This window comes from Marinobacter sp. (assembly GCF_052091845.1).
Classification (GTDB): domain Bacteria; phylum Pseudomonadota; class Gammaproteobacteria; order Pseudomonadales; family Oleiphilaceae; genus Marinobacter.
Window position 1 is genome coordinate 1 of record NZ_JBQDCO010000045.1, and the last position, 24,850, is coordinate 24,850.

The window sequence follows — 24,850 nt, forward strand, 5'->3', positions numbered from 1 at the left end:
TACAGGCAGGGCTGAGGAATCTTTTTCAGCCGAGGGCTCTTGTTCAGCTGAAGGCTCGTGTTCAGCTGAAGGCTCTTTGCTTTGGGCAGGTTCTTTACTGGCAGAAGGCTCCTGATCTGCAGGGGCGGTATCTATCGGTTCAGCGGGCAAAGGCTCGCTTTTTACCGCCGGTTCGGACTCTGAAGGTCTGGAAGAGTCCGGTACCTGCTCCGCCACACGGGTATCAATCGGCGCGCTCGTGCCTGACTCATTCATGCCTGCCGGCACGACAAATTCCGTTGTTGCACTGAATTTGCGAGCAAACGTTTGGCCATCTGCCACAACATCTATCCGGTATAAGCCCTCAGCTGGCAGTTTGCTGATGGTGTCTGCGTACTCACCATCGGCGGGCGGTTCATCGGCTGAGAGCATTTTGCTGCCTTTGCGGCCGTCTTCGGAGGTCAGACTAAGCTTTACACTTATTACATCAAGAAACTCCGGGTTGGTCACTTTGTCTGCTTTTTCAAAGAACGCAACGCTCACGTCTACCGGCGATTTCGCAGTAAAGGTTGCAGGCAGAGGGCTTACCACCATTTTTAAATCACTGACAACCGTAACCTGACTACCCTCGCCCAGCTCGCCTTTTACGCGCCATTCTCCCGCTTTTGGCCCGGTAATGGTTACCAAATCGTAGGCAGCTTCGCGCGCCCAACGAACATTGTCTGGCGATGCGGATTGAACAAGAGGTTTACCGTCTGGGCGGATCAGTTCCAAGGGAGGCGCGGGCGTCGCCTCACCAGCCTTTGACTGGTCACTAAAAATCAGTGCTGTGAATTCCTTTACCCCGCTATCCACGGTAAAGGTATTGCCTTCAAGCGGAATTTGCGCCTGGGGCGCTGCGCTATTCAGGGCATCGAGAAACGCCAGATTAAGGGATTCAGCCGTGTCCGCCAGTCGATAGCTCCCGCGAGACTCCTCAGCGAGGGTTTTCAGGAAACCGGCATCTGCCAACCCCGACAGCGCAACCGGGTGGAATGTTGCGCCTCGGGCAGCCAAATCTTCGAGCACTTTGCCTAGAATTCTTTGCTCTTCTGCCTGGTTAGCCTCTGCACTGTCAGAGATGTCCACTTTACCATCGGTTAGCAGTATAAAATGGCTGTTCTTCAGGGAGCCACCGGTTACGTAGTCATCACTGGCGACTTCAATGGCTTTGCCGAGGTTAGTGCGCAGCGCCACAGAGTTGATTTTTTCAGAGCGATCAACCGCCGTTTCACGCCAGGATTCGTTCACCTCGCCGTGGGGCACAAGCATGTTCACATACTGGCCAAAGGTCCAGACACCGGCGGTGCTGCCCTCGGGAAGAACTCTGGCCAACAGCCGAACAGCGGGCTGGCGCAAATTGTTCGGATCGGTCTGCTTCATGGATCCGGAAATATCCACAACAATCCGAACATCTGCCTGCTCCGGCAGCGTCAGCTTGGTGGTTTCCTGGGCCAACAGCACTCCAGGCAGCCAGAAAGCCGTGAACAAAACCAGCGTGAGAAGTTTCGGCATTGTTGTTCTCAAAAAAAAGTGTGTGGGTCTCAGCGTTTGGTTAAGCGGTAACGCACCATATCCAGAATCCAGACAAGCAACATAGCAATGCCGCCAATACCCAGGTTGAGCCATGCCCGGCCGGCGTCATCTGCATCACCCAGAATCATCTCGTAGCCGCCGAACAGCCAGGCAGGAATCCACCAGCCCGCCAGTTCGGGCGACTCTACAGGTGTCAGTAAAAACGCCACCAACGCCGCAAGCAGCATCGTGCGCACGCCGTATAACGGCAAAAAGCGGAATAGCTTTTTCATCATGAAAAAAACACGACAAAAGCGATGATGTAGGCCGCCCAGAAGAGGCCGTAAGCGTGTTGTGCGTCAATTTCGATCATTAAAGAACCCAGTGAATGATATGTTCTTCCCAGTCATCTTCAGCCACCTGATCCTCATGGATCACATTGTGGCGTATTGAAACCCCGGCCTCGTGCACTGATTCCGGGTTTCCGCTTCGCAGCGGATGCCAATCGGCAAGCGGCCTGCCCTCCGCCAGCGTGCGGTAGGCACAGGTATGGGGCAGCCAATGGTAATCGCTCACCGTATCCGGTGTCAGCACTGTGCAGCCGGGTACCTTTTGCAGGCGCTCCGGATAAACTGTGCACTGGCAGGTGTCATTATCCATGTAACGGCACACCAGGTCTGTGTGGTAAACCTCCCCGGTGTCTTCGTCCTCAAGCTTGTTCAAACAACATTTGCCACAACCGTCACACAGGGATTCCCATTCCCGGGGAGTCATCTCGTTCAGGCGCTTACGCTGCCAGAACGGAATTTGCGCAATCATGACTCTCTTAACCCTGGCCTGGTGCGGAAATCGATAACGTAAGCATCCTGCTCTTGCGGCATCTGCAAAAAGAAATCTTTCTCTTCAATGGCCATCAGCACTTGCTCTCCAGTCGTTCTGGCAAGCTTACGCTCTGGCGTCATGATTAAATCCATCGAATGAACAGGGCTGCCAAAAACAGCTTTCAGGCTTTCGGGTAGCTCTTCCCATGCCTGCCCGCGGCGCACAAATATATAGGTATCGCTTTTCTTGCTGCTTCGAAAAACGGATACAAACTCCCGGCTTTTCATGATTTCAGGTAACCCTCAATATCGCTCATTACAGGTTCTAATAGTTTGGCGCGCCAGCCATGGAAAAACGGGCTATAGGCCAGGGTTTTGTCCTGCATAACTTTTTCAAGACGCTTTCTTGGCGCAAACAATTCAACAGGTATATCAGCATCTTCTGAAGCTTTCCTGAAAAACCGCTTCAACTCCTTGAAGTTCATTTGCTGATCCCGGGTCAAGGGCGGCGCAATCAACTCAAGCCCGGAAGAGTCAGCGGTGCAACCGGCCTCAACAATCTCAAGCAGTGCCTGGCCATATCGCCGCACGACACCCGCCGGAATGCCCTGAATGTTTGAAAGCTCACTCACAGACCCTGGAAGTTGATCGGCAATAGCAATAAGTAGCGGGTCTGCAAGCACACGGCCGCGAGGCCTGTCCCGCTCCTTCCCCTCCAACTCGCGCCAAGCCACTAGCTTTTTCAGCACGAGTTGCTGCTGAGCCGTTAAAGCCCAGCCTCCGCGAAGTCGAAGGTAATGAGTGTCTTCGCTGTCCTGCCCTGCTAGCTCATCAGCAAACCGGGCAGACTCTTCCACCAACGCCGCTTCAAGCTCTCGCTCCTTCAGGTGGGCCATCACCCACTCATACATGGGTGCAAGAAAACGTATGTCGTCAACTGCGTAACGCTGCTGCGCGTCACTCAATGGCCGGGAAATCCAATCGGAACGGGTGACAGTTTTATCCAGGGTTTCACCAAATAATGTTTCCACAAACCGTGCGTAGCCCAGCGAAAAGCCAGCTCCCGCCATCGCAGCGCCAATCTGCAAATCGACAACGCCTTTCGGGTGTATGCCAAGCCAATCCCGAAACAACTCGAGATCTTCACTCATGGCATACAGCAATTTAGTGGTAGCAGAATCGGCGATAACTTCTCGAAAACGCGCCGACTGCTCTGCCACCCCGGGGTCTACCAGGCAAAAACAATCACCAAGCCCGAGCTGAACCAGCCCGGGAATGGGGTAGAAGGTATTTACCCGTTCAAACTCTGTATCCAGCACCAGGGGTTGCCCCGGGTTGCTATCCAACCAGGCATCCAGCTCACCTGGCTGTACAATCCAATGAATGATTTCGGGCGCCGGCGGAACATGAATAGCAGGCAAAGGGAGTGTCATAAAAAAGCCAGTTAAGCGCCCTAAAGGCGCATGTGCGATATTAATCCAGCAGAGGTTTTCTGCCGCGAAACGCATGGGTGAGCGTAAAACCGTCGACGTAGCCAAGCTCGCCGCCCACAGGAATACCGTGAGCAAGGCGAGTAATGAGGATGTTCAAACCGTCGAGCCGATCCGAAATATAATGGGCGGTTGCTTCGCCTTCCACCGTTGGGTTGGTCGCTAAAATCAGCTCGGTGACACCATCCGTGCGCACCCGGCGCAGAAGCCGTTCTATGCCGATCTCCTCCGGGCCAACGCCATCAATAGGAGACAGGTGCCCCATCAGTACAAAATAGCTGCCTTTATAGTCCCCGGCTTGTTCAATAGCCAGCAGGTCCGACGGGCTTTCCACCACGCAGAGTGTACCGTTGCTACGGGCCGGGTTCTCACAAATCCCGCACACCTCGGTATCGGAAAAATTTTGGCAACTCTCGCAGCGACGAACACCATCCATGGCGCTACTTAACGCGCCGGAAAGCCGGGCCCCGCCCGTGCGCTCACGTTCAAGTAAGTGAAAAGCCATGCGCTGGGCGGTTTTCTGGCCAACACCCGGCAAGCACCGGAGGGATTCTACAAGTTCATCAACCAGCGGGCTGAACGCCATGAAATATCCTCAGACTACAATCCCAAAAAAACCTTAAAACGGCATCTTGAAGCCAGGAGGCATGCCCATCCCAGACATCAAGCCGGACATTTTATCTTTCTGGTTTGCCTCCACACGACGCACAGCATCATTGATAGCCGCCGCCAGCAGGTCTTCGAGAACCTCTTTTTCTTCGGCCATCAAAGAAGGGTCTATGTCTACTTTGCGCACATCATGACGACCGTTCATGGTAACTTTTACCAAGCCCGCGCCAGACTCACCGGTAATTTCGGCTTTTGCGGCTTCTTCCTGGGCTTTCTGCATATCTTCCTGCATTTTTTGGGCTTTTTTCATCATGTCGCCCATATTATTCATCATGCGTTTATCTCCTGTTTCGCTCTGCTGACTGATTGCTTACGGGCCTTATACTGTCTTCGACTACCCTTGCCTCAAACCGTTCAACAATGGACTTAACCAGCGGGTCATTCCGGATTGATTGTTCCGCCGCGCTCTGTCGAGCTTTGCGCTGGCGCTCTTCATAAGCAGCCGGAGTATGTGACCCGGCATCGCCCTGCTCTATCTTTAATTGAATGGCGTCGCCGAAGTGATTTCTCAAGGCAGCCAGAATTTTTTCTTCATGCCGTGCATTCAGTAGCCGGGCATGGCCTTCATCAATAAACAATGTGATGACATCGCCCGCACGGGACATAGTGCTGTGGCTGGCCAGATTACCCGGCATACCGACAATACCCAGGCTTCGAAAATCTCGTTCCCAGACAAACTGCCCATCCGGGGATGGAGCAGGCGTCGACTCAGCCCGGGCTTCTGCCAACTCCTGAGCTGGCTCGGCCAAGGGCGGCTCCGGGCGCTCATCAACCGTCGGCGCGGTCTCCGGCAACGGCTGGGGTTCGGGGGCAAGATCTGTACCTGCAGGCTCAGGCACTGGCTCTGGCTCCTGCGCTGACTCAACCTCAGGCTCTGGATCCCAGGGCGGTGCCGGCTGCGACTCTTCCGCCGGGGCCTGCTCGTTAACATTGGCGGCAGTTGGTGCCTCTGAAGGCGCAGGGGCAGGCTCAGGTTCAATCCCGGAACTGCCATCAACCTTTGGCCCGGCATTACTTACCACCGGAGGCGCGCGCCGGTCAGAACCAGGACGGAAGGCCAACATGCGCAGCAAGGTCATTTCAAAGCCCATGCGGGCATCCGGAGTAATCGCAAGGTCTTTACGGCCAACAAGAGCGGCCTGGTAGAAGAGCTGTGCGTCTTCCGCGCTAAGTTTTCGTGCAAGCGACTGCACCTGTGCCGCATCGCCAAGCGCATTATCGGCACTGCCCGGAACCACCTGCTCCATAGTCACCCGGTGAAACAGCGACAACAGATCCGAAAGGATAACGCCGTAATCCGGCGCAAAATCCGAAATACGGCTTATTTCGGCCAGCAAACCCGGACCATCCCGCTCCACCAGCGAGCTAACAATCCGCTCGATATCCCGTTGATCAATGGTGCCCAACATACTGCTTACATCGCGAGCGGCCAGCTTCTGGTTACCAAAGGCAATCGCTTGATCAGTGAGGCTTAGCGCATCACGCATACTGCCATCGGCCGCGCGGGCCAGCAGCCAGAGCGCGGGCTCTTCAAACGGAATCTGCTCAGCCGTCAGTACGCTGGTCAAGTGGCCTACAATATGTTCTGGCGTCATGCGCTTGAGATTGAACTGCAAACAGCGGGACAACACAGTAACGGGCAGTTTTTGGGGGTCCGTCGTCGCCAGCAAGAACTTCACATGCTCTGGTGGTTCTTCCAGGGTTTTAAGAAACGCGTTAAACGAGGGAGTAGAAAGCATGTGCACCTCGTCAATGAGGTACACCTTGTAGCGGCCGCGTGCAGGGGCATACTGAACGTTATCAGTCAGCTCCCGCATAGCGTCGACACCCGTGCGGGACGCAGCATCAATCTCAATCAGATCAACAAAACGCCCCTCCTGGATTTCCTGGCAATTCGTACAGGTGCCGCAGGGGCGAGACGTAACACCCGTTTCACAATTAAGACAGCGTGCCAGCAAGCGCCCAATGGTGGTTTTACCCACGCCGCGGGTGCCTGTAAACAGATAGGCATGGTGTAGACGCTGGTTGTCCAGCGCGTGAATTAACGCCTGGAGAACGTGTTCCTGGCCCACCATATCTTCAAAGGTGCGGGGGCGCCATTTACGGGCAAGTACCTGGTAGCTCATGATCCGCCAACTGCTGAGAAAAACGCCTGCAACCATAGCATGGGCGCGGTTTTATAAGAAGGTATAAGGTACTTTTAGGTCGTGGGGGATAGAGCTTGGAAAGACACAAGAAGAGACATCAGAAAAGAAAATCTGGGGGTGGCCCCACCAGCGACACTCCGGCACACAATTCCACCACTGCGGCTGCTCCCTTCCGGGCCTGACCGGGTTCGCGGCTTCATGTTGCGGAGGCACCAATGGGACCACCATAACGGCGTTTCAGAACAATATCCCTGAAAGCGGCGCGAATATTAACAAAAGGATTTGCGGACTACAACGTCAATTCCACCAACCCCGCCCGTGAGTACTATATAGTGAAGCAGATACACGCAAAAACGGAACCGGCGCCATGTCTGAAAGTAGCAACAAACCATCTCTCTCACTCTCCCCTGGCCAGTGGTCTTTTACCCGCTGGAAGACGATTGAAAGGCTGGAGGCGCTGGATATTCACCACCCACTGTTCCAGGCCACAATTTTTCTGCAAGGCGCGCACCTGGTCCGATTTGTTCCCAAAAACGAGCCAGACTGGCTTTGGTTAAGCCCCACAGCCCGGTTTGCTCCAGGCAGAGCCATTCGCGGTGGTATCCCTATATGCTGGCCATGGTTTGGCGACCCGGCCCGCAACGCGCCGGAAATACGCAAGCGGATAAAAACCCAAAGCCCCCATGGGTTCGCCCGCACCACTCTGTGGAAACTGGAAGATGTAAACGAAAGCGCCCATGAAGTCGAAATTTGCCTCTCCCTGGATGCCAATGAGGACTTTTCCGACGTGTGGAACGGCCACGCCATCGCTCTTCTCACCTTCAGCTTTACAGTGCGCGGCTGCCGGCTTGCACTTACCACCACCAACCTTGGCAGCGCCCCCCTCGCCTATAGCCAGGCCCTGCACACATACCTTCCAACCCAGGATATTTTGCGCACACGAGTGCTGGGGTTGGGCTACAGTCACTACATAGACACCCTGAAAGATTGGCAATATGTGGCCCAGGAGGGCCCTGTGTATTTTGAAGGCGAAACAGACCGAATATACGAAAGTGGCGAACCGCTGACCGTGATAACTCCAGATACAACCCGAAAGCTGACAGGGGTTGGCAGCGACTCCACTGTTATATGGAACCCCGGCCCATACAAGGCCGCTAAATTAAGCGATTTTCCAGAGCCTGCCTGGCAGACAATGCTCTGTGTCGAAACTGCCAATGCAGCCAGCGATTATCACGTGCTTAATGCAGGCCAAAGCCACACATTGGGCGTTTTGATCGGGCGTGGCTGACCGCAGACTAACATGGGAGTGCACATGAGCCTGGTATCGTTTTTGAAATCCCGGCTGGCTTCAAAGGAGTTGGACGAACATATTGGTTGTATCCGGAAGCCGATAGGCTCACTGGGATACGACCCTTGGGGCTACAACAACAATACGGTCAAATACGCGTTTTCACTGGCAAAGCTGATCTACGAAAAATACTTTCGAGTAGAGGCACAGGGTGTGGACCATATTCCCGCAGAGGGCCCGGTTCTCATCGTAGGAAACCACAGCGGGCAACTTCCCATTGATGGCATACTCGTGGGCTACGCCCTGGCTTCACGCCAGAAAAGCCCACGAATCCCCCGGGCAATGATCGAACGCTTCTTTCCTACTGTCCCCTGGCTCGGTAATTTTTTAAACGAGGTAGGGGCTGCACTGGGCGACCCGGTTAATTGCGCCAGAATGCTTGCCAATAAAGAAGCCATTATCGTGTTCCCTGAAGGGGTGCGAGGTTCCGGCAAACTTTACCGGGACCGCTACAAGCTTCAGCGATTTGGCCCGGGCTTCATGCACCTGGCTATGAAATACAATGCTGCCATCGTGCCTGTGGGTGTTGTCGGCTGCGAAGAAACCATTCCTGCCATCGCCAACATCAAACCTCTGGCCAAAAGTCTGGGGCTACCCTATGTCCCCTTGGCAATGCCTGTGATCCTGCCCGCCAAGGTTCACCTGAATTTCGGCCCGCCCATGTATTTTAATAGCGAAGATATACCGGACGCACAAATAAATGAGCGCGTTGAGCAGGTGAAAGGTGAAATCGATCGCCTGATCGCTAAAGGACTAAAAGAACGAAAAAGGCTGTTTTGATGACTGCTCAAAAAAACAAACAAAGCAAACCCTGTGTCTTGATAACCGGCGCCGTGGGCGCTCTGGCTCAACAGGTAATTAAACAGCTCCGGGAAACCTGCAGCCTCGTGGCAGTAGACGCCCGTGAGCAGGCTTTGCTTGGCGATGATATCCCCAGCCACTGTATCGATTTCAACCACCGCAGCTTTGAAGACCTGTTTCGCCGCTACCGGTTTGATGGCGTTATTCACATGGGCCGGATCAGCTCCAGCCAACTCACCCGAATGCGGCGCTACAATGCCAACGTTCTGGGCACACAAAAGCTGCTTGATCTGAGCCACAAATACGGTGTTCGCCGGGTTATTGTGTTGTCCACATTCCATGTATACGGAGCCATGGCCTACAACCCGGCACTTATCGACGAATCTGCCCCATTGAAAAGTGCCGGCCTGAGTGCCGATCTGATAGATTCTGTAGAGCTCGAAAACCTGGCTAACATCTATCTTTGGCGCTACCCGGAACTGAATATCTCAATCCTGCGCCCCTGCAATATTGTTGGCCCGGGTGTGCGCAACGCCATGAGCAGGTTGCTGTCCAGCCAACGCACCCCGATGCTTGCAGGCTTCTCGCCCATGATGCAGTTTATTCATATCGACGACATGGCAGAAGCCATTGCACTGGCTTACAAAAAATCAACGCGGGGAGTGTTCAACGTGGCACCAGACGACTGGGTGGCCTACCAGAAAGCGCTAAAGCTCTGCGGCTGCGCACGCATACCACTGCCATCCATTCCACCCATAGTGCCACGATTACTGCTGCGCACACTTCGCCAGCAAAGCTTCCCGGCGCATCTTATGGGGTTCTTCAAATACCCTGTCGTCATTGATGGACGAGCCTTTGTTAACGAATTCGGGTTTCAACCCAAGCGACCGCTGAAAGAAATTTTCCGGTTTTACCGGGACAACAAGACACCGCTTTAACGCCCTGACCAGAACCCGGCAAACCAGTTGTCGGCCAGGGTGGAGGCCGCTACAAAATCGTCCGCTACCTGGATAAAAGTCACTGGCGGCTTTCAGCGTACAGGTAGTATTGCTTTGATCCGGATTAACACCGAGATCGGTGCAAAAAGCTTGAAGAGGCCTGCATTAACATTGTTACAGGATGTATTCGTATTCGAATCATTCAAATTGTCGTTATCGAAACTATACACGGATTTCTGGTAGTCCAGGTCAACTGTTGGAAGCGCGGCCACATTGCCCGCGAACATACCACCCCACAGAAATTGCCAAACCAACTCTAAAAAACCATTTATTTATCAACAAAATAAAGAAACAGCCTACCGCCCGCACTCAAAACTGCAGCAATTACTGCAATAAATACCGACATAAAATCTGCTACACTAGGGCTGCTGCCGCACTTTAACTTTTCTTTCAGTTGCACCGAGCGACTGCCCGCAGCACACTACACCTGTCCACGGAATAGGTAGGTTGCATGCTTCCAGATTTGAGTGTGATTAGCCACGGCGCCGCGGCCGCGGTATTTACAATACTTACGGTGCTTGTAGGCACGCGCTATTTACGGCGCGACATAGATCGGGCGCTTTTTTTTGCCGCGCTGGTTACCGCGCTGTGGGCATCCAGCCTTGTCACCCAAAGTCTTTGGGGGCTGCCCAACTTTTTTACTCGCTATCTGCTGGAGTTACTCCGGGGCGCCGCGTGGATTTTGTTGCTGTTTGCCATGCTGCGGGATACGGTTCGCCAGGGTCGACTGAAAGGGCAGCTAAAAAAACTACTCGGCATCGCGACAACCGGCCTGCTCCTGACACTCACCACCCTGGTCTGTCTGGAGTTTGTACTTGATGTAGCGCTGGTAAGCGGTAAAACCAAGCTTATTGGTCAGATTGCCTTGTCAGTCCTTGGCCTGTCTCTGGTGGAACAAATCTGGCGAAACGCCCCCGCCTTTGGCCGTGCCAGCATGAAATACCTGTGTATCGGCACCGCCACCATCTTCATCTTTGATTTTCTCATGTACGCCGATGCCCTGCTGTTCGGTGGCATTGCAGATTCATTCTGGAACGCCCGCGGGTTCGTAAACGCGGCACTGGTACCTCTGTTTGCCATAAACGTGGTTAACACCCGCAAGCAGCCTATCAACTTCCAACTCTCACGCTCCGCTGTGTTTCATGCCGGCACACTGGTATTCGCCGGGGGGTACCTGTTGCTGCTTTCGGTAAGCGGCTATTACATACGTATACTCGGTGGTAACTGGGGGGAAGCCCTACAGGTATTGTTATCAAGCGTAGCGCTGGTTTTCCTGACCACATTGGTGCTTTCCAGGCGCATACGCGCCAAGCTCATGGTTTTAATCAGCCAAAATTTCTTTGACTATAAATACGATTACCGGGAAGAATGGCTAAAACTTACAAAAGAGCTTTCAGACCTCAGTGATGAACCCCCACTTCCCCAGCGGGCTATTCGCATACTTTCGGGTTTGGTAGAAAGCAACGCCGGCGCTATTTGGCTGAAAAGCGAACAAGGGTCATACACCCTGAAAGAATCCACCAATCTCAGCACCCCCAAGTACACCATGATTGACGAAGATGCCGAGTTGGTGCACTTCTTCAATGAAAAAGAGTGGATCGTAAACCTGGATGAATACAAGGCCGACCCGCTTTGCTACGACCTTCTGGAAATCCCCGAGGCCATTGCCAAAACACCGGGCGGCTGGCTTGTGATTCCACTTTATCTTGGCAGTACGCTCTACGGCATTGCGATGATAGGCCGCCCATACGCACGAATAGACCTGAACTGGGAAAACTTTGATCTGATCAAAGTGGTCGCTCGCCAAACCTGCAACCTGCTGGCGCAGGCAGATGCTCAAAATCGGCTATCCAGGGCCATGCAATTTGAAGCGGTGAGCAAGGCCTCTGCCTTTTTGGTCCATGACCTGAAAACCGTGATTGCACAGCTCTCCCTGCTCGTAAATAACGCCGAAAAACACAGAAACAACCCAGCGTTTATAGACGACATGATCAACACGACAGACCACGCCGTTCGCAAGATGACCAATCTGGTGGATCATATTCGCAAGCCCTCCGCCGACGCCGAGGAACAGTCTGAAATTCTGGACCTGACCCTTCTTATAACCAACTTGCTGGAGCACTATAACCGGCAACAGCCTGCCCCTGCCCTGGCAAGGCAAGAACACCCAATAATGGTCAATGCTGACCCTGAACAACTGAGGAGCGTGCTCGGCCATTTGATCCAAAATGCCCAAGACGCAACACCACCTGATGGCGAGGTTACATTGTCTGTTAAAGTGGCCAAGGGTAGCGTGGTGCTGTTTATTCAGGACACCGGCTCCGGCATGACAGAAGAGTTTATCAATACCCGGTTGTTTAAACCTTTTGAGAGTACCAAAGGTCTTACGGGTATGGGCATTGGGGCGTATCAAGCCCGGGAGTACATTCAAAAGCTTGGGGGCACGCTGGATGCCACAAGCGAACCTGGCGTAGGCTCCTGTTTTTCGGTGCGCATTCCCATTGTGGGTAATCACGCCTATAGCTATGCACACCATGAAAAAGGTTCACTTACGGGCGCCTCTGGCCGGAAAGAAGTTGCCAATTAAATGGCGCATTTGCACTGTTATCAACCCGATCATTGCAAAGCGCCAGTGTTCAGTTAAGAATCAAATGTACCGGAATATTAAAACAAAGGACTTGTTGCCACTGTGACTAGACGACTACTAATCGTAGAGGATGATCCTGGCCTGCAAAGCCAAATGCGCTGGTGCTTCAGCGAGGATCTGGAAGTAACTGTTGCTTCAGACAAAGAATCCGCCCTTGCAGCCCTCCGGCGTGAAGAGCCTGAGGTGGTTACGCTGGATCTTGGCCTGCCTCCAGACCCGGGCGGTGCAACGGAAGGCTTTGTACTTTTGGAAGAAATTCTTCGGCTGGCGCCTGCAACCAAGATTATTGTGGTTACTGGCCGCGAAGACAAAGAAAACGCCGTCAAGGCGGTTGGCATGGGTGCTTCCGACTTCTACCAAAAACCGCTGGATGCCGACATTCTATCGTTTGTCGTCAACCGAGCCTTTCGGCTTGCCGAACTGGAACGTGAAAATCAGGAGTTGATGCACCAGGGTAACGGCACGAACATCAAGGGCATTATTGCCGCAAGCCCCCAAATGATGACACTTTGCCGCACCCTGGAGAAAGTCGCACCCACAGATGTGACCACACTGATAACCGGTGAAACCGGAACAGGCAAAGAAGTTCTTGCCCGCGCATTACACGATCTGAGCCCACGGGCTGACAATGCGTTTGCAGCCATTAACTGTGCAGCCATTCCCGAAAACCTGCTTGAAAGTGAATTATTCGGTTTTGAGAAAGGCTCCTTTACAGGCGCCACACAATCCAAGAAAGGTAAAATTGAAAGTGCCAACGGCGGCACCCTTTTCCTTGATGAAATTGGCGACATGCCAATGCCCCTCCAGGCCAAACTACTGCGATTCCTGCAAGAACGTTTGGTAGACAGGGTTGGCTCAACAAAACCTGTACCCGTGGATGTGCGGGTTGTGTGCGCTACACACCGCAACGTCACAGACCTGATCACAAGTGGTGAATTTCGCGAAGACCTTTATTACCGCCTAAGCGAAATCACCCTCAACGTACCCGCCGTAAGAGAGCGGGAGGGAGATGCCCTGGTTATTGCCCAATCGTTGCTAAAAACCCTTGGCAAGCAAATGGACAGGCAAAACCTCACGTTTTCTGACGATGCCGTAAACGCCATCAACAGCTACCCCTGGCCTGGCAACGTGCGCGAGATGATCAATAAAGTGAAGCGGGCCACCATCATGGCTGATGGCAAGCGAATTTCCAGTGACGACCTGGACCTTCCCACATGCGAACAACCCGGTGTAAGCCACGTAAACCTCCGCCAGGTTCGCGAGCAGGCGGAAAGCAAGGCCATTGTCCAGGCACTTCAAACCAGCGGCTACAATATGACACAGGCCTCCAGGTTACTGGGTGTTACCCGCCCCACCCTTTATAATCTCACTGACAAATACAGAATCGATACATCGGCAGTCGCTCCGGAAACCTGAGCAACTTCCAGACATGCGATGACAGCAAACAGCTCAAGGAGCAGGATCTACATGACAGCAAGGCAAACTATAATCAAGTCGCTTCCCGGGCTGATGCTTGCAAGCAGCTTATTACTGAGTGCACCTCTACTTACAAGCTGCAGCAGTGGCTCAGAATCCTCAGAAGCACTGTCCCACCTATCCCGGGCAGAAACCTACTCGGAGCAGGGGCAGTTTCGATCTGCTCTGCTTGAAGTCAAAAATGCCATACAGAAAGACCCCGACAACGTGGAGCATGTTGTACGTCTGGCAGAATTATATCTGCAGGTCGGCGGCGCTCAGGAAGCAGCTAATTTGCTTGAACCCTGGTTGCAAGAACAGCCAGAGGCCGTCGCCCTTCTTCTCTCCAGGGCATACGTAGAACAGGGCAAGCACCTCTCGGCGAGGGAAACACTGGCCCTGCAAACCCCCAGCTCACCCGAGGCGCAGCTGGAAGCATCCCTGATCCGCGCAGAGGCACTGCGTAAATCAGGCGAAGCTCCCGAGGCACTGGCGCTGTATGAAGACCTAACCGCCGACAACCCCCAAAATACAGGTGCAATCGCCGGAACCCTTAAAGCCCAAATCAACCTCGGCCAAAACACAAAGGCCGTAAACACCGCCACCGATTGGCTTGAAAAAAATGAGCAAGCTCCGGAGGTTCTTTATTGGAAAGGAGTGGCTGAATATCGCCTGAATCATCTGGAACAGTCATCCGCAACACTCACCGATGCTGTTGGTGAGCTACCAACATCGGACATGCTCCTCCCCATACGCCGTAACGTATTGACCACGCTCTCCCAGGTACTGACAGAGCAAGGCAAAATGTCCGAAGCACAGATTTACAATCGGGTGCTGGCAGAAAACACCAATACCGAGGCCAGAGATCAAGCGGCAGCAGCCGTTACTGCTTTGAAGGATGGAAATTTTGAAGAAGCAAAGACGGTTCTACAAGATACTCTCAAGCTGGACCCTGGCAATGAAAGAATAGCGTTGATGTTGGGGGCAGTTTCCGCCGGTACCGGCGAGTTGGAAAAAGGTACCCAGCTACTTACAGAAAACCTGGACCCGGAAACAACACCTACCCAGTTTATCCGGGCCGCCACCATGGCACAAATTGATACTGGGGAGCGGGAGGCCGCTCTAAAAACCCTGGCCCGTGCCATAGAAGCCCGCCCCAATGATAGCGAGCTTCTCGCCATGCATGGCGTTCTCGCCCTCAGCTTATCTGGCCATGAACAAAGCGGCATCACCAGCCTTAGCAAAGCCATTAGCCAAGCCCCGGACCGCACCCGGTTTCGTCTTGCCCTGGCAAAGCACTACCTGCAGGACAACAAACCAGAACAGGCACTTGCGCAGCTACGCATGGCTTTTACCGCCAACCCCGCAGACTGGGCTACTACAAGCACCTATTTAAACGTATTGCTCCAGAAAGGAGAGAAGCAAGAAGCAGCTGAGATTCGCGACTCGCTCATCAACGGCTACAGCAATTACCCCCGCGCTATTTTGCTTGCAAGCCTAACGGACACCAAATTGGGCAACATAGATAAGGCGACCGCCCGGCTAGAAGAGCTTGTGAAGAAAGAACCAGAGCTGCAAGCTCCAAAGGTTGCGCTGGCCAGCCTTTATGCTCAATCTGAGAAGAGTGAGCAAGCCGTTGAATTGCTTATAAATGCCGCATCGGTCAACCCTGATTCGATCAGCCCGCTCCAGCAAGCTGGCCGCATCTATATGCAGAACCACACGCCAGCAGAAGCCAGAGCCTGGCTGGTGGACGTTGGCAAGAACCATTCGGAGCTCGAACGTAATACCGCTGCCCTGATAGCGCTGATTGATATCAGTGAAGGCAACCTGGAACAAGCACGTGCAGTGCTTGAACAATGGAAGGATGCCAAATCTGCGGTCGTCACGCGCGTTTATGGCCGGTTGTTACTGGCGGAAGCTCAATTGGCCGCAGACAATAAAGAGTGGGCCCAGGCCCGAACCAAAGCAGCCGAAGCCACTGCCCTCGAGCCCGATAACCTTTCGCTCTCACTACTCACGGTGAAGATTGCCCAGATGGAAGGCAAGATAGACGATGCCTTTTCGGCACTGGATGCTGTAGAAGAGACTCATGGCGAAGTGAGTGCCACCATGCTTGCCCGGGCCAAGCTACTTGGCCAACAAAAAGGGCCAGATGCTGCTTACACATACCTTTCTGAACAATGGCAAAAAACAAATAACGAACAATTAATGCCCGCCATTATAAGGCTAGCCAAAGCACAGGACTCAGGTTCGGTAGATACCTTAACTGAAGACTGGCTTAACCAGGCGCCACAAAGCCTGGCAGCGCAGCTGGCACGAGCAGAGTGGCTAATGACCAGCAACCAGGAAACAGCCGCAGCAAGCCACTACGAGAAAGTTCTGGCACAACAACCAAACAACGTTGCAGCCTTGAACAACCTGGCCTGGATACTTCGCGAGAGTAATTCTGAGCGAGCAATACAACTCGCCAAACAGGCAAACGAACTGGCTCCCAATAGCGCCGCCACTCTGGACACCTATGGCTGGATACTTCACTTGACTGGCAACCATGCTGAAGCTGAAACGGTCATCGAAAAAGCCCTGACTCTTAATCCGGACAACGAAGAAATAGAGTCGCACCTGGAGTCTGTCAAAAAGTCACTCTGAAAAGTCCCGATTCCTGAATTGCAAATGAAAAGCCAGCAATCGCTGGTTTTTTTTGGCCTCGAGCTAACTTATCAAACGTGAAACGCTACCCAGTTAACATTATTTAACATAATTCTACCCTGAAGAATTCGCCAAGATAATCGCAACCATTTGTTTCAATTGCTTTTTTTAAACCAAGCAACAGAACAAAGATTAGCAATACGACATATACCATTTTCCCTATCTCCACTATACTTTTGAGCAATTAATGAACATCCATTTAGTAATTGTCCATCACGCGTACCCTTACATAAAGCCATAGATCAATCGTGGAATCACCTGTGAACAACACCTCAACACAATCGGCTATCACGGAATGGGCTGCCATTCTTGGCGAAACCAGAGTCGACGCGGCCCAGACCAAGGATATTGGCGCCTCTACCATAGGGACCAAGCGCATTATTCCTGCCGTACTCCGACCCGAAACCCGGGACCAGGTTTCAGCCATTCTTGAAGTTGCGCAACGCAAAAATGTCGCTATCTACCCGGTAAGCACCGGTAACAATTGGGGTTATGGCAGTGCCAACCCCGTTGAAGATAACTGCGCCATACTGGATCTGAATGGACTGGATCGTATTTCTGACTTTGATCCGGACATGGGCGTAGTAACGATTCAACCCGGAGTAACCCAGGGCGCTCTGAGAGAGTTTCTCGACCGACATGATGGCGACTACCTTGTTCCGGTAACAGGCGCAGGCCCTACCTGTAGCGTTCTTGGCAATGCGCTTGAGAGAGGCTATGGCATCACACCAATTACCGATCATTTTGCAGCCGTAACAAAAATAGAAGCTATTCTAGCCGACGGTACCCGTTACCAAACACCACTCAGCCAGCTTGGCGGCACGGAAATAGACGGGCTTTTCAAGTGGGGCCTGGGCCCCTACCTGGACGGACTTTTCAGCCAGGGAAATTTTGGCGTGGTTACAAGTATCACCATCGCCCTTGCCCCTGCGCCAGATACCGTAACGGCGTTTTTCTTTTCAACAAAAGACGATGCCAAACTGGAAGCGCTGGTGCCTGCCGTCAGAACTGTGCTTCGAGCGCTTAGTGGCTCGGTTGTGGCAATTAATCTTCTCAACAGCCAGCGCATGCTCTCCATGATGGCCCCTTTCCCGGAAGATAAAGCGGTTGACGGCGTGCTTCCTGCTGAGGAAATAAAACGCCTCGCCAATAGCCATAGCGTTCCCGCCTGGAGCGGGGTTGGGGCAATATACGCCTCAAAAGAAGTGGCTCAAGCGGCCAAGCGCACACTCAGACGGCTTCTCGGGCCAGTAACCGATCGTCTCGTTTTTATCAATCGCCGCAGAGTCGATTGGGCACAAAATGTTGCCCGTATGTTACCTGGCAAGCTGGGAACACGGGTAAAGGGTATGGCAGATACTCTCTCGGGCGCATTGGAAATCATGCACGGTACACCTAATGACGTTGCGCTAGCGCTCGCTTACTGGCGCTCTGGCACCCTACCCGAGGCCGGGCAGGCCAAAAACCCGGCGCGGGACGGCTGCGGGCTCATCTGGTTCGCACCACTGGTGCCTATACGGGGAAAGGACGTTCGCAGGTACATAGATATGATTGAAAGGATTTGCCCCCAGTATGGCATCAACCCGCTCATCACCTTAACCACGGTAAACGATCGATGTTTCGACTCTACCGTGCCTCTGTTGTTTGATCGCAATAGCGCAAGCGCAACAACGCGAGCCAACGAATGTTATCGCGCATTGTTCGCAGCTGGGCAAAAGGAAGGCTTTTTGCCCTATCGCCTGAATATAGACGCGATGGATATTCTTGATACTGACAACGCTTTTTCCAAGCTCACCACTCAACTAAAAGCTGCAGTTGATCCTAACTTCATTCTGGCGCCCGGACGTTACGTGCCCCGACCCAGCCATTCTCAAATCTAATGAACGAACAGATGAGGTTCTAAAGTGCAAACAGGCCAGCAAACTCACCATAACGTCAGCAGCATTTTCAATTCAGTATTTAATGTTCAGCTGGCTGAGTCTCCAGACACCATTAACGAGGTTTTCGAGGTTCGGTATCAGGTTTATTGCATAGACCGGCCCTTTGAAGACCCCACTTGCTTCACGGATAAACGCGAGCACGATATCTATGACCCACATTCTGTTCATGGGCTAATCCGACACACAATAACCGGCGACAGCGTTGCCGCTGTTCGTCTGGTTATGGCGAAAGACGGTCCGGAACAAACGGGCTTTCCTATGGAGGGACCCTGTATAGGCCAGATGGACCAACATGCACAAAACGCGTTTGCTTCGGCCAACCGTCAGCAGGTCGCGGAAATATCCCGAATGGCAGTCAGCCGAGAGTTCCGGCGACGCCTCAATGAAGAAAAATCAGTCTCTGGCATCAGCGAATCTGCGTACTATAGCGATGCAGAGAATGGCAAGCGGGCCATGCCCTACATCAGTTTAGGGCTTTTTGCAGCTATCCTTAAAATGTCAGTCAAGCATCACATAACCCACTGGATGGCAGTTATGGAGCCGTCACAGCTACGCTTGTTAAAGCGATTTGGTGTTGAGTTTGATCACGTGGGGCCGGTATTGGATTATCACGGCCGTCGTCGCCCCGCGTTTACCAACGCTGCGTCACTGCTTGAACGTATAAGAGTGCGTCGGCCCGATGTGTGGTCACTGATTACCGAAGGTGGGAAATATTTACCTGAAAAATGCGGCCGCACTAGTAAGGAAAGTGCCAGACAAGTTGCCTAACCCTGCCCATCAAAACAAAGCCCCCGCTCTAGCAAGAGCGGGGGCTTTTATAACAGCTTAATCATCTAAACGTTAAGGTTATTAACCCAACGTTATGCCTTAGCTGCACTTTTCCTGCGGCTCAGACCAAGACCAGCCAGACCCATGCCTAGCAGTGCCAGCGTGCCTGGCTCGGGTACCGCAGCAGCGGCAATGCGGAATTTGGTATCTAAAGTGTTAGTCTCATTCTCTTCGGTCAGAAGACCAACACACCCTGCGCCAGCGCCTGCTGCAGAACAAGCGTCATCATCCAGGAAGTTCAGACCTGCCAACTGAAGGTATACTGTGTAGTTGTAGCCATCACCCAGGGTGATGGACTGGCCGAATTCCAATACATCGTTACCGTTCTCGTCTTGAACCACATTCGAGCCAGCATTGTTCACGTTGCCAAGAGTGAAGATATCATCACAGACGCTGGCAGACGCCTCAACGCAGCCTCCACTGGTGTTCACTGTTTCAGTGAAGAAGCCATCGAACGTGATAGGATCCAAGTCATAAGCAGGTCCGCTTGGAGCAGTCGGCGTTAGTGTCAGCGCCGATTCCAGATCAAAGCTGCTCAAGGAATCATCTGCGGCCAGGATAACATTGTTAATGTGAGTGAAAGTCCCACCCGATACATACCCGCCGCCTGTTTCAAGGCCACTGCCAGATGCATCAGTTATACTGATGGATGAGATCTCACCATTTGAGCCCCAGGAAAGCTTGTGGTTATCGTCAGAGGCTGTAACGGTGGCATTTCCGCCAGTGGAGCTAAAATCGGTGAACGAGCTGTCCACGGTATAGTCCCAGTTAGTAACAGGGCCTGCATTGGCGGACTGAACGCCTAGCGCAAATGGAACTACCAGTGATGCTAGAAGCGTTTTTTTATGGATGCTCTTCATTATGTCTCTCCTTGATTTGATTTTAGGCGCTGTTCAGCAAAAGTTTGGATTAACGTGTCAGCGCTACGAACTATAAAGCACCCACCATGCCACAAATTTAAAAATTGTTTACTTTCAACAACTTAAAGAAATATATCACTAATTAAAAGTAGAAGATATTATAAAGATGTAAATATTTCCGACACCTGAAATGGATTAATATATAGCAAAAAGCGTCATATTTTTTTAATGGGTCATTTAGCCAAACCAAATAGAACCAGAAAATTTAAGGAAATTGTTTTATAGTTGCCTTATATATATCTAAAATGATTAACCGATACTTTTAATTCAAAATGCGTAAATTATGTTGACGGCCAGAGCGCAGGCGCTTTCTGCTTGGCATTTGAATTTTATGTAGACATCATACACAGTAGCCCACCTCACAATATCCAGTTCGGCAGAAAATAATGTTACGGAAGACACTAGATAACCTACCTCAATCCAAACCCTACCTTATCGTTACCGTAATCGCTGTTGGCCTCTTTTATCCCAGCTGGATCAGGTTGGCGGAAGCCTGGTTAGGGTTTGACCAGTCGGTGGCACATGGCATTGCAACAGCCTTTATTTTTCTTGGGTTGCTACTGATCCACCCTCCTGCACATACCAACCATGAAACACGGCTCAAGCCTTATCGCCTTGTAGGCTCAGCGCTGCTCATTGCCACAACTCTTATCTGGGGCCTGCTGGAACTGGCTCGTATAGATACGCTTACATACCTGATGCTCGCTGCGGGTCTAATCACAACGTCCTGGGCTGTACTTGGGTTATCAAGAACACAAACATTCCTGCCTTATATTCTCCTGCTATCACTCTCATTGCCTGTTGGAGCCGTGATCGTTCCGGCCCTGGTGGATCTTGCAAGCCTGGTTGTAGGAACCTGGGTGGGATGGTTTGGAATGACTGCGCTTGTTGAGGGCAATAGCATAACCCTGCCCTACGGGCGGCTGATGATAGTGGGCGGCTGCTCTGGCTACCGCTATCTGGCCGTTGCGGTAATGTTGGCCATGATGACCTCTATTCTCAATGACTACCGCTGGCGCGACTGGGCAATCACTTTGCTGGCCGCCGCAATACTTGCGCTTATCGCCAACTGGGTGCGCATTACCATTCTGGTTGTCGTGGCTTATCAAACCGACATGCAAAGTGACATGATCGAAGATCACGAGGTCATGGGGTGGATCGTTTTTGCGGTGTTTATTTTACCTGCTTTATACTTTTCTCCGGTTCGCAGAAGAAAATCAGACAAAAGCCTGGCTTCAAAAGCCTCTGCATTTACCAAAACCGGCGCTATCGCTGTTGCTATCGCAGTGATACTCGGCCCGGTTACCCTCACAGTACTACAAAGCCCTGGCCAGCCGGCTTCTCCATGGGCCCTTGAATTATCCGGAGCCAAGCCCGCGGCAACGAGCGACCTGCCCATAGCATTGGATTTGCCAGAGAGCCTGAGCCAGAAAACCTGGCGCTCAGGCAGCCTGTGGGTGGTGCTGGCACAAAACCAAAAAACCAATTATAGCGACAAGCTTGTGCCCTTCCTGCCACAGATGTTCGATGGGTCGCTATGGCAATTACAGCAAACGCCCCAACCCGGAATCAGAATCTACCGAAACATAATGACGCGCAAGCAAGTAGTCATGGGCCAGCGCTTTCAAACTGGCTCCCATCGCAGTTGGAGTTATAAAGAAGCAAAATTGCTGCAGATTCCTGCGATGCTAGCGCAAGAAAAACAGTTCGCCCTTACCCTGTTCCAGGTGAAATGCAATGCAACAAGCTGCAACCCGGCCATAAAAAAGGTCGAGCAGGCCATGACGAAGATTCAACTTACAAAGTGAGCTGGCAGGCTTACTGCCGCTCAGACAGAGCGCTGGCAACAGAATCAATATCTCTGATACGCACATCGCTATGGGTAGGAAGGGTAAGAAGGTGCTGCGCAAAATCGCAGGCACGGGGGAATGCGGACACTGCGACATCTACAAACTCTTCCACTCCGCTTATCGCTGGCAGCGCCTCACCATAAAAAGTACTTGCGCCGATTCCCATACGATTAAGCTCCAGAACAGCTGTATTTCGGCTCATACCACTGGGCGCAAGCAACGGATAACGCAACAACACGGGGCGCTGGGGGAACAAGCCCTCAAGAGCCGTCTCACCGAAACACTCCGGTGCCAGATTAACCCAGCCTTTACTCGTAAGTTTCTGCAGCGCTTCAGAGTAGATGAGGCCGTTATTCTTTCGGTTAGCAAACTCTTCCATTCCGGCGTCCAGAAGTCCTTCAACAGGTGATTGCCGCTCAATCACAGCGAGCGGGTGAAACACCGTCTGTCCTATGCCAAGAAACGGAATGCGCTCCATTGCCCCGTAAAGAGGCCTGGTCAACAACAAATTAAACACCCAGCGTTTCAACCGCCAAAAAGCGCCGGCTGATACTTCAACCTCAGGAATAGCCGCCAACACGCCGGCGCTCTGCTCGGCAAGATCCTTGCGAACCAAAAGCGCGCCACCACCCATCATATTTATGGGCTTACCGCGCCCGAAACTCAGCACTATGTAATCTGCCAACCCATTACCGGAACTGGATGGTGGAAATACCTGAGCCGAGTCTTCAATCAGCGCTATTCCCTGTGCATCCGCAATGTGCTTCAGGGCATACAAACGTTCCGGTATCCCAAGAAACCCAACCGCAACAATGGCCACGGTATGATGGGTGATGGCATTTTTCACAGCCTCAAGATCCATCCAGGGCCGCGCTTCTTCCAGGTCAACCAACACGGGTCGCGCATCCTGGGCAACCACAGCGGCAATAAGATCAGGACAGCCGTAAGCGGGCAGTATCACCTCGGATTTGCTTGAGGCTCGCCGTCTATTAACTGACAACTTTACGGCCAGTGATAGCGCAGCCGTTCCGCTATTCACAAACACCGAATCGTACTGCTCAGCCCAGGGCGCTACCGAATTACCGGTACCCACCTTGGGCAAAGCAACCGGACTACCAACCGGCCGTAATTTTGAAAGAGCCAAACTGCACCCCTAACGCTGAGAAGGCGACCAGACAGTCATGCGACGCCCTCCAATAAATTGTAAAGTGGCATGGGCTATGGCGTAGTTCACTTGCACAAAGAAATACGGAATCCGGATAAGGCCTTTCGCGCGCAAGGCTGGCGAGAAGTGGGCTGCCAGAACAACTCCATAAAAGGCAATCTGCAACACAAGCGCTAGACTGTAAACCCAACCGCTGCCTGCCAGCATAATTGAAGCTATAAACAGAATAATCAAAAACCAGGGTACTGCCCAACGCATCAACTTGTGACTGAACACCTGCCAGGCGAACAAACCAAATTTGGCGGGATTGAGAACCTCAGGGTGCCTGGCCAACGCCGTCCAACCACGAATCACCGTGCGCAACTTGCGTTGGTACTCTTTATTGGGGTCTGCAACATCCTGATAGTGGCCAAGTACATCAGGGGCAGACACCGCCACGTAACCATCAAGCGCGCAATTCAAAGCGGTGTTGAAATCACTGGGAGCATGAATATCCCAGCGTTTACACAGCACCTGTCGCGCTGCAAAAAATGACCCGCTAAGGCCCACCAGACCACCCCGCAGAGACTCCAGCTTACGCAACCACATCTCATACTTCACATAGGCGCCCTCGCCTACGACACCACCATCGCGACTTATGAACACATCTTCGCTGGACACGGCCCCCACCGCAGGGTTCTCAAAGTATCGAACCAGCGCATCAATGGCATTCGCCGGAATGCTGGTAGCCACATCCGAAAACACAATAATGTCTCCGGTCGCCATAGCGATAGCATCCTTTTGGGCGTTCTCCTTCCCCAATCGTTCAGTGGTTCTGGATAGCAAAATACCTTTATTCTCGTATTCCCGGACAATATCATCGGTTTCGTCAGCCGAGCAGTCAGAAGCGATGATAATTTCAAGGTTGGAATAAACCAGTTCAAGGGTGTTTTCCAGTTTTTCCCGGATTCGCCCGGCTTCATTGTGTGCGGTAATGATGAGAGAAACTGAAGGTGAGGCAGTTCGCACATCTGCTTCCACAGAGGCTGCAGAAGGCTCCGGGAGCGCTCTTCTGGCTGGCAGCGCCATAAGCGCCAATGGATAAATAAAGTAGCTGTACAAAGACCCTAGCGCCGCAACCCAAAACACCGTTTCCAACATTCAAACCTTCCCTGTATCAAATCAAGCTTGGAGACAATACTATCACACAGTTTTCTCTTGGCGGGTCTATTTCAAACTGGACACCGCTGCACGCCTTCAAGAATGGACACCGCCCCTGTTTGAGAAGGGAACCTGGCAGTTACATCCAACAGAACAGTCAAACCCGGTACCATTCAGACGTTTATTAGAAACCAGAACTCGGCTCTATAGCTATATAGCTATACTTTTAGATACGGTTCAAACATAATACACTTTGCGGACCCAGTTTACCCGCTGTTCGACACGTAACAGCAACTGACATTTACTTAGGCATTGAGCAAAGGGAGACAACGAATAATGATTGACTTGCTCTGGACAGGAGGATGGGATTCAACCTTCAGACTACTTCA

General features: G+C 52.4%; 20 protein-coding genes and 1 other RNA gene. 9 read left to right on the forward strand and 12 right to left on the reverse strand.

Annotated elements, in window-relative coordinates; translation table 11 throughout:
• From ACTHYN_RS13285 to ffs, 9 genes are all read right to left on the reverse strand, one after another.
• The coding region (locus tag ACTHYN_RS13285; RefSeq protein ID WP_441812915.1) for a VWA domain-containing protein at positions 1-1,533 on the reverse strand (1,533 nt) is incomplete at its 3' end.
• 29 nt (positions 1,534-1,562) lie between these two features.
• Positions 1,563-1,829 (reverse strand): hypothetical protein, encoded by a 267-nt coding sequence (locus ACTHYN_RS13290; RefSeq protein ID WP_441812916.1) that lies wholly within the window; start codon positions 1,827-1,829, stop codon positions 1,563-1,565.
• Positions 1,830-1,905: 76 nt separating this feature from the next.
• The gene (locus tag ACTHYN_RS13295) at positions 1,906-2,352 is read right to left on the reverse strand and encodes a YcgN family cysteine cluster protein (protein WP_441812917.1); all 447 of its coding nucleotides are present in this window, start codon (positions 2,350-2,352) and stop codon (positions 1,906-1,908) included.
• Positions 2,349-2,642 carry a YcgL domain-containing protein gene (locus ACTHYN_RS13300; RefSeq protein ID WP_441812918.1) on the reverse strand — a complete coding sequence of 98 codons (294 nt, stop codon included), beginning with the start codon at positions 2,640-2,642 and terminating at the stop codon, positions 2,349-2,351. Before ACTHYN_RS13300 ends, ACTHYN_RS13295 begins: the two co-directional genes overlap by 4 nt.
• Positions 2,639-3,787: a ribonuclease D gene (locus ACTHYN_RS13305; RefSeq protein WP_441812919.1), complete on the reverse strand. Its 1,149-nt coding sequence runs from the start codon at positions 3,785-3,787 to the stop codon at positions 2,639-2,641. Before ACTHYN_RS13305 ends, ACTHYN_RS13300 begins: the two co-directional genes overlap by 4 nt.
• Before the next feature lie 40 nt (positions 3,788-3,827).
• Positions 3,828-4,430 (reverse strand): recombination mediator RecR, encoded by a 603-nt coding sequence (gene recR / locus ACTHYN_RS13310; RefSeq protein WP_441812920.1) that lies wholly within the window; start codon positions 4,428-4,430, stop codon positions 3,828-3,830.
• Positions 4,431-4,463: 33 nt separating this feature from the next.
• Positions 4,464-4,787: a YbaB/EbfC family nucleoid-associated protein gene (locus ACTHYN_RS13315; protein WP_441812921.1), complete on the reverse strand. Its 324-nt coding sequence runs from the start codon at positions 4,785-4,787 to the stop codon at positions 4,464-4,466.
• A gap of 4 nt (positions 4,788-4,791) precedes the next feature.
• Positions 4,792-6,639 (reverse strand): DNA polymerase III subunit gamma/tau, encoded by a 1,848-nt coding sequence (dnaX, locus tag ACTHYN_RS13320; protein WP_441812922.1) that lies wholly within the window; start codon positions 6,637-6,639, stop codon positions 4,792-4,794.
• Positions 6,640-6,781: 142 nt separating this feature from the next.
• An RNA gene (ffs, locus tag ACTHYN_RS13325) (signal recognition particle sRNA small type) lies at positions 6,782-6,878 on the reverse strand.
• 149 nt (positions 6,879-7,027) lie between these two features.
• Here ffs and ACTHYN_RS13330 point away from each other — a divergent pair.
• From ACTHYN_RS13330 to ACTHYN_RS13365, 8 genes are all read left to right on the forward strand, one after another.
• Positions 7,028-7,948 carry a D-hexose-6-phosphate mutarotase gene (locus ACTHYN_RS13330; RefSeq protein ID WP_441812923.1) on the forward strand — a complete coding sequence of 307 codons (921 nt, stop codon included), beginning with the start codon at positions 7,028-7,030 and terminating at the stop codon, positions 7,946-7,948.
• A gap of 24 nt (positions 7,949-7,972) precedes the next feature.
• The gene (locus ACTHYN_RS13335) at positions 7,973-8,788 is read left to right on the forward strand and encodes a lysophospholipid acyltransferase family protein (protein ID WP_441812924.1); all 816 of its coding nucleotides are present in this window, start codon (positions 7,973-7,975) and stop codon (positions 8,786-8,788) included.
• Positions 8,788-9,747, forward strand: coding sequence for an SDR family oxidoreductase (locus tag ACTHYN_RS13340; RefSeq protein ID WP_441812925.1), 960 nt, complete (start codon positions 8,788-8,790; stop codon positions 9,745-9,747). The genes ACTHYN_RS13335 and ACTHYN_RS13340 overlap by 1 nt, the downstream gene beginning before the upstream one ends.
• Positions 9,748-10,258: 511 nt before the next feature.
• Positions 10,259-12,394 (forward strand): XrtA/PEP-CTERM system histidine kinase PrsK, encoded by a 2,136-nt coding sequence (prsK, locus tag ACTHYN_RS13345; protein ID WP_441812926.1) that lies wholly within the window; start codon positions 10,259-10,261, stop codon positions 12,392-12,394.
• Positions 12,395-12,496: 102 nt separating this feature from the next.
• Positions 12,497-13,870: a PEP-CTERM-box response regulator transcription factor gene (gene prsR, locus ACTHYN_RS13350; protein WP_441812927.1), complete on the forward strand. Its 1,374-nt coding sequence runs from the start codon at positions 12,497-12,499 to the stop codon at positions 13,868-13,870.
• 51 nt (positions 13,871-13,921) lie between these two features.
• Positions 13,922-16,558, forward strand: coding sequence for a tetratricopeptide repeat protein (locus ACTHYN_RS13355; protein WP_441812928.1), 2,637 nt, complete (start codon positions 13,922-13,924; stop codon positions 16,556-16,558).
• A gap of 320 nt (positions 16,559-16,878) precedes the next feature.
• On the forward strand, positions 16,879-18,498 hold the full coding sequence (locus ACTHYN_RS13360) for an FAD-binding oxidoreductase (protein ID WP_441812929.1): 1,620 nt from the start codon (positions 16,879-16,881) through the stop codon (positions 18,496-18,498).
• A 24-nt stretch (positions 18,499-18,522) separates the two neighbouring features.
• On the forward strand, positions 18,523-19,326 hold the full coding sequence (locus ACTHYN_RS13365; RefSeq protein WP_441812930.1) for a PEP-CTERM/exosortase system-associated acyltransferase: 804 nt from the start codon (positions 18,523-18,525) through the stop codon (positions 19,324-19,326).
• Positions 19,327-19,418: 92 nt separating this feature from the next.
• Here the strand turns inward: ACTHYN_RS13365 and ACTHYN_RS13370 are convergent, their stop codons facing one another.
• The gene (locus tag ACTHYN_RS13370) at positions 19,419-20,246 is read right to left on the reverse strand and encodes a THxN family PEP-CTERM protein (protein WP_441812931.1); all 828 of its coding nucleotides are present in this window, start codon (positions 20,244-20,246) and stop codon (positions 19,419-19,421) included.
• Between the two features lie 446 nt (positions 20,247-20,692).
• Between ACTHYN_RS13370 and ACTHYN_RS13375 the strand changes: the two genes are divergently transcribed.
• Complete coding sequence (locus tag ACTHYN_RS13375; RefSeq protein WP_441812932.1) at positions 20,693-22,114, forward strand: exosortase/archaeosortase family protein; 1,422 nt, start codon at positions 20,693-20,695, stop codon at positions 22,112-22,114.
• Between the two features lie 10 nt (positions 22,115-22,124).
• Here ACTHYN_RS13375 and ACTHYN_RS13380 read toward each other — a convergent pair whose 3' ends face one another.
• Positions 22,125-23,300: a DegT/DnrJ/EryC1/StrS family aminotransferase gene (locus ACTHYN_RS13380; RefSeq protein WP_441812933.1), complete on the reverse strand. Its 1,176-nt coding sequence runs from the start codon at positions 23,298-23,300 to the stop codon at positions 22,125-22,127.
• A 9-nt stretch (positions 23,301-23,309) separates the two neighbouring features.
• Positions 23,310-24,461 carry a glycosyltransferase gene (locus ACTHYN_RS13385; RefSeq protein ID WP_441812934.1) on the reverse strand — a complete coding sequence of 384 codons (1,152 nt, stop codon included), beginning with the start codon at positions 24,459-24,461 and terminating at the stop codon, positions 23,310-23,312.
• Positions 24,462-24,850: the final 389 nt, after the last annotated feature.

Coding starts and splice junctions, on each gene's coding strand:
- ACTHYN_RS13290 (WP_441812916.1), bottom strand. CDS start 1,829: ATGATGAAAAAGCTATTCCGCTTTTTGCCGTTATACGGCGTGCGCACG.
- ACTHYN_RS13295 (WP_441812917.1), bottom strand. CDS start 2,352: ATGATTGCGCAAATTCCGTTCTGGCAGCGTAAGCGCCTGAACGAGATG.
- ACTHYN_RS13300 (WP_441812918.1), bottom strand. CDS start 2,642: ATGAAAAGCCGGGAGTTTGTATCCGTTTTTCGAAGCAGCAAGAAAAGC.
- ACTHYN_RS13305 (WP_441812919.1), bottom strand. CDS start 3,787: ATGACACTCCCTTTGCCTGCTATTCATGTTCCGCCGGCGCCCGAAATC.
- recR (WP_441812920.1), bottom strand. CDS start 4,430: ATGGCGTTCAGCCCGCTGGTTGATGAACTTGTAGAATCCCTCCGGTGC.
- ACTHYN_RS13315 (WP_441812921.1), bottom strand. CDS start 4,787: ATGATGAATAATATGGGCGACATGATGAAAAAAGCCCAAAAAATGCAG.
- dnaX (WP_441812922.1), bottom strand. CDS start 6,639: ATGAGCTACCAGGTACTTGCCCGTAAATGGCGCCCCCGCACCTTTGAA.
- ACTHYN_RS13330 (WP_441812923.1), top strand. CDS start 7,028: ATGTCTGAAAGTAGCAACAAACCATCTCTCTCACTCTCCCCTGGCCAG.
- ACTHYN_RS13335 (WP_441812924.1), top strand. CDS start 7,973: ATGAGCCTGGTATCGTTTTTGAAATCCCGGCTGGCTTCAAAGGAGTTG.
- ACTHYN_RS13340 (WP_441812925.1), top strand. CDS start 8,788: ATGACTGCTCAAAAAAACAAACAAAGCAAACCCTGTGTCTTGATAACC.
- prsK (WP_441812926.1), top strand. CDS start 10,259: ATGCTTCCAGATTTGAGTGTGATTAGCCACGGCGCCGCGGCCGCGGTA.
- ACTHYN_RS13355 (WP_441812928.1), top strand. CDS start 13,922: ATGACAGCAAGGCAAACTATAATCAAGTCGCTTCCCGGGCTGATGCTT.
- ACTHYN_RS13370 (WP_441812931.1), bottom strand. CDS start 20,246: ATGAAGAGCATCCATAAAAAAACGCTTCTAGCATCACTGGTAGTTCCA.
- ACTHYN_RS13375 (WP_441812932.1), top strand. CDS start 20,693: ATGTTACGGAAGACACTAGATAACCTACCTCAATCCAAACCCTACCTT.
- ACTHYN_RS13385 (WP_441812934.1), bottom strand. CDS start 24,461: ATGTTGGAAACGGTGTTTTGGGTTGCGGCGCTAGGGTCTTTGTACAGC.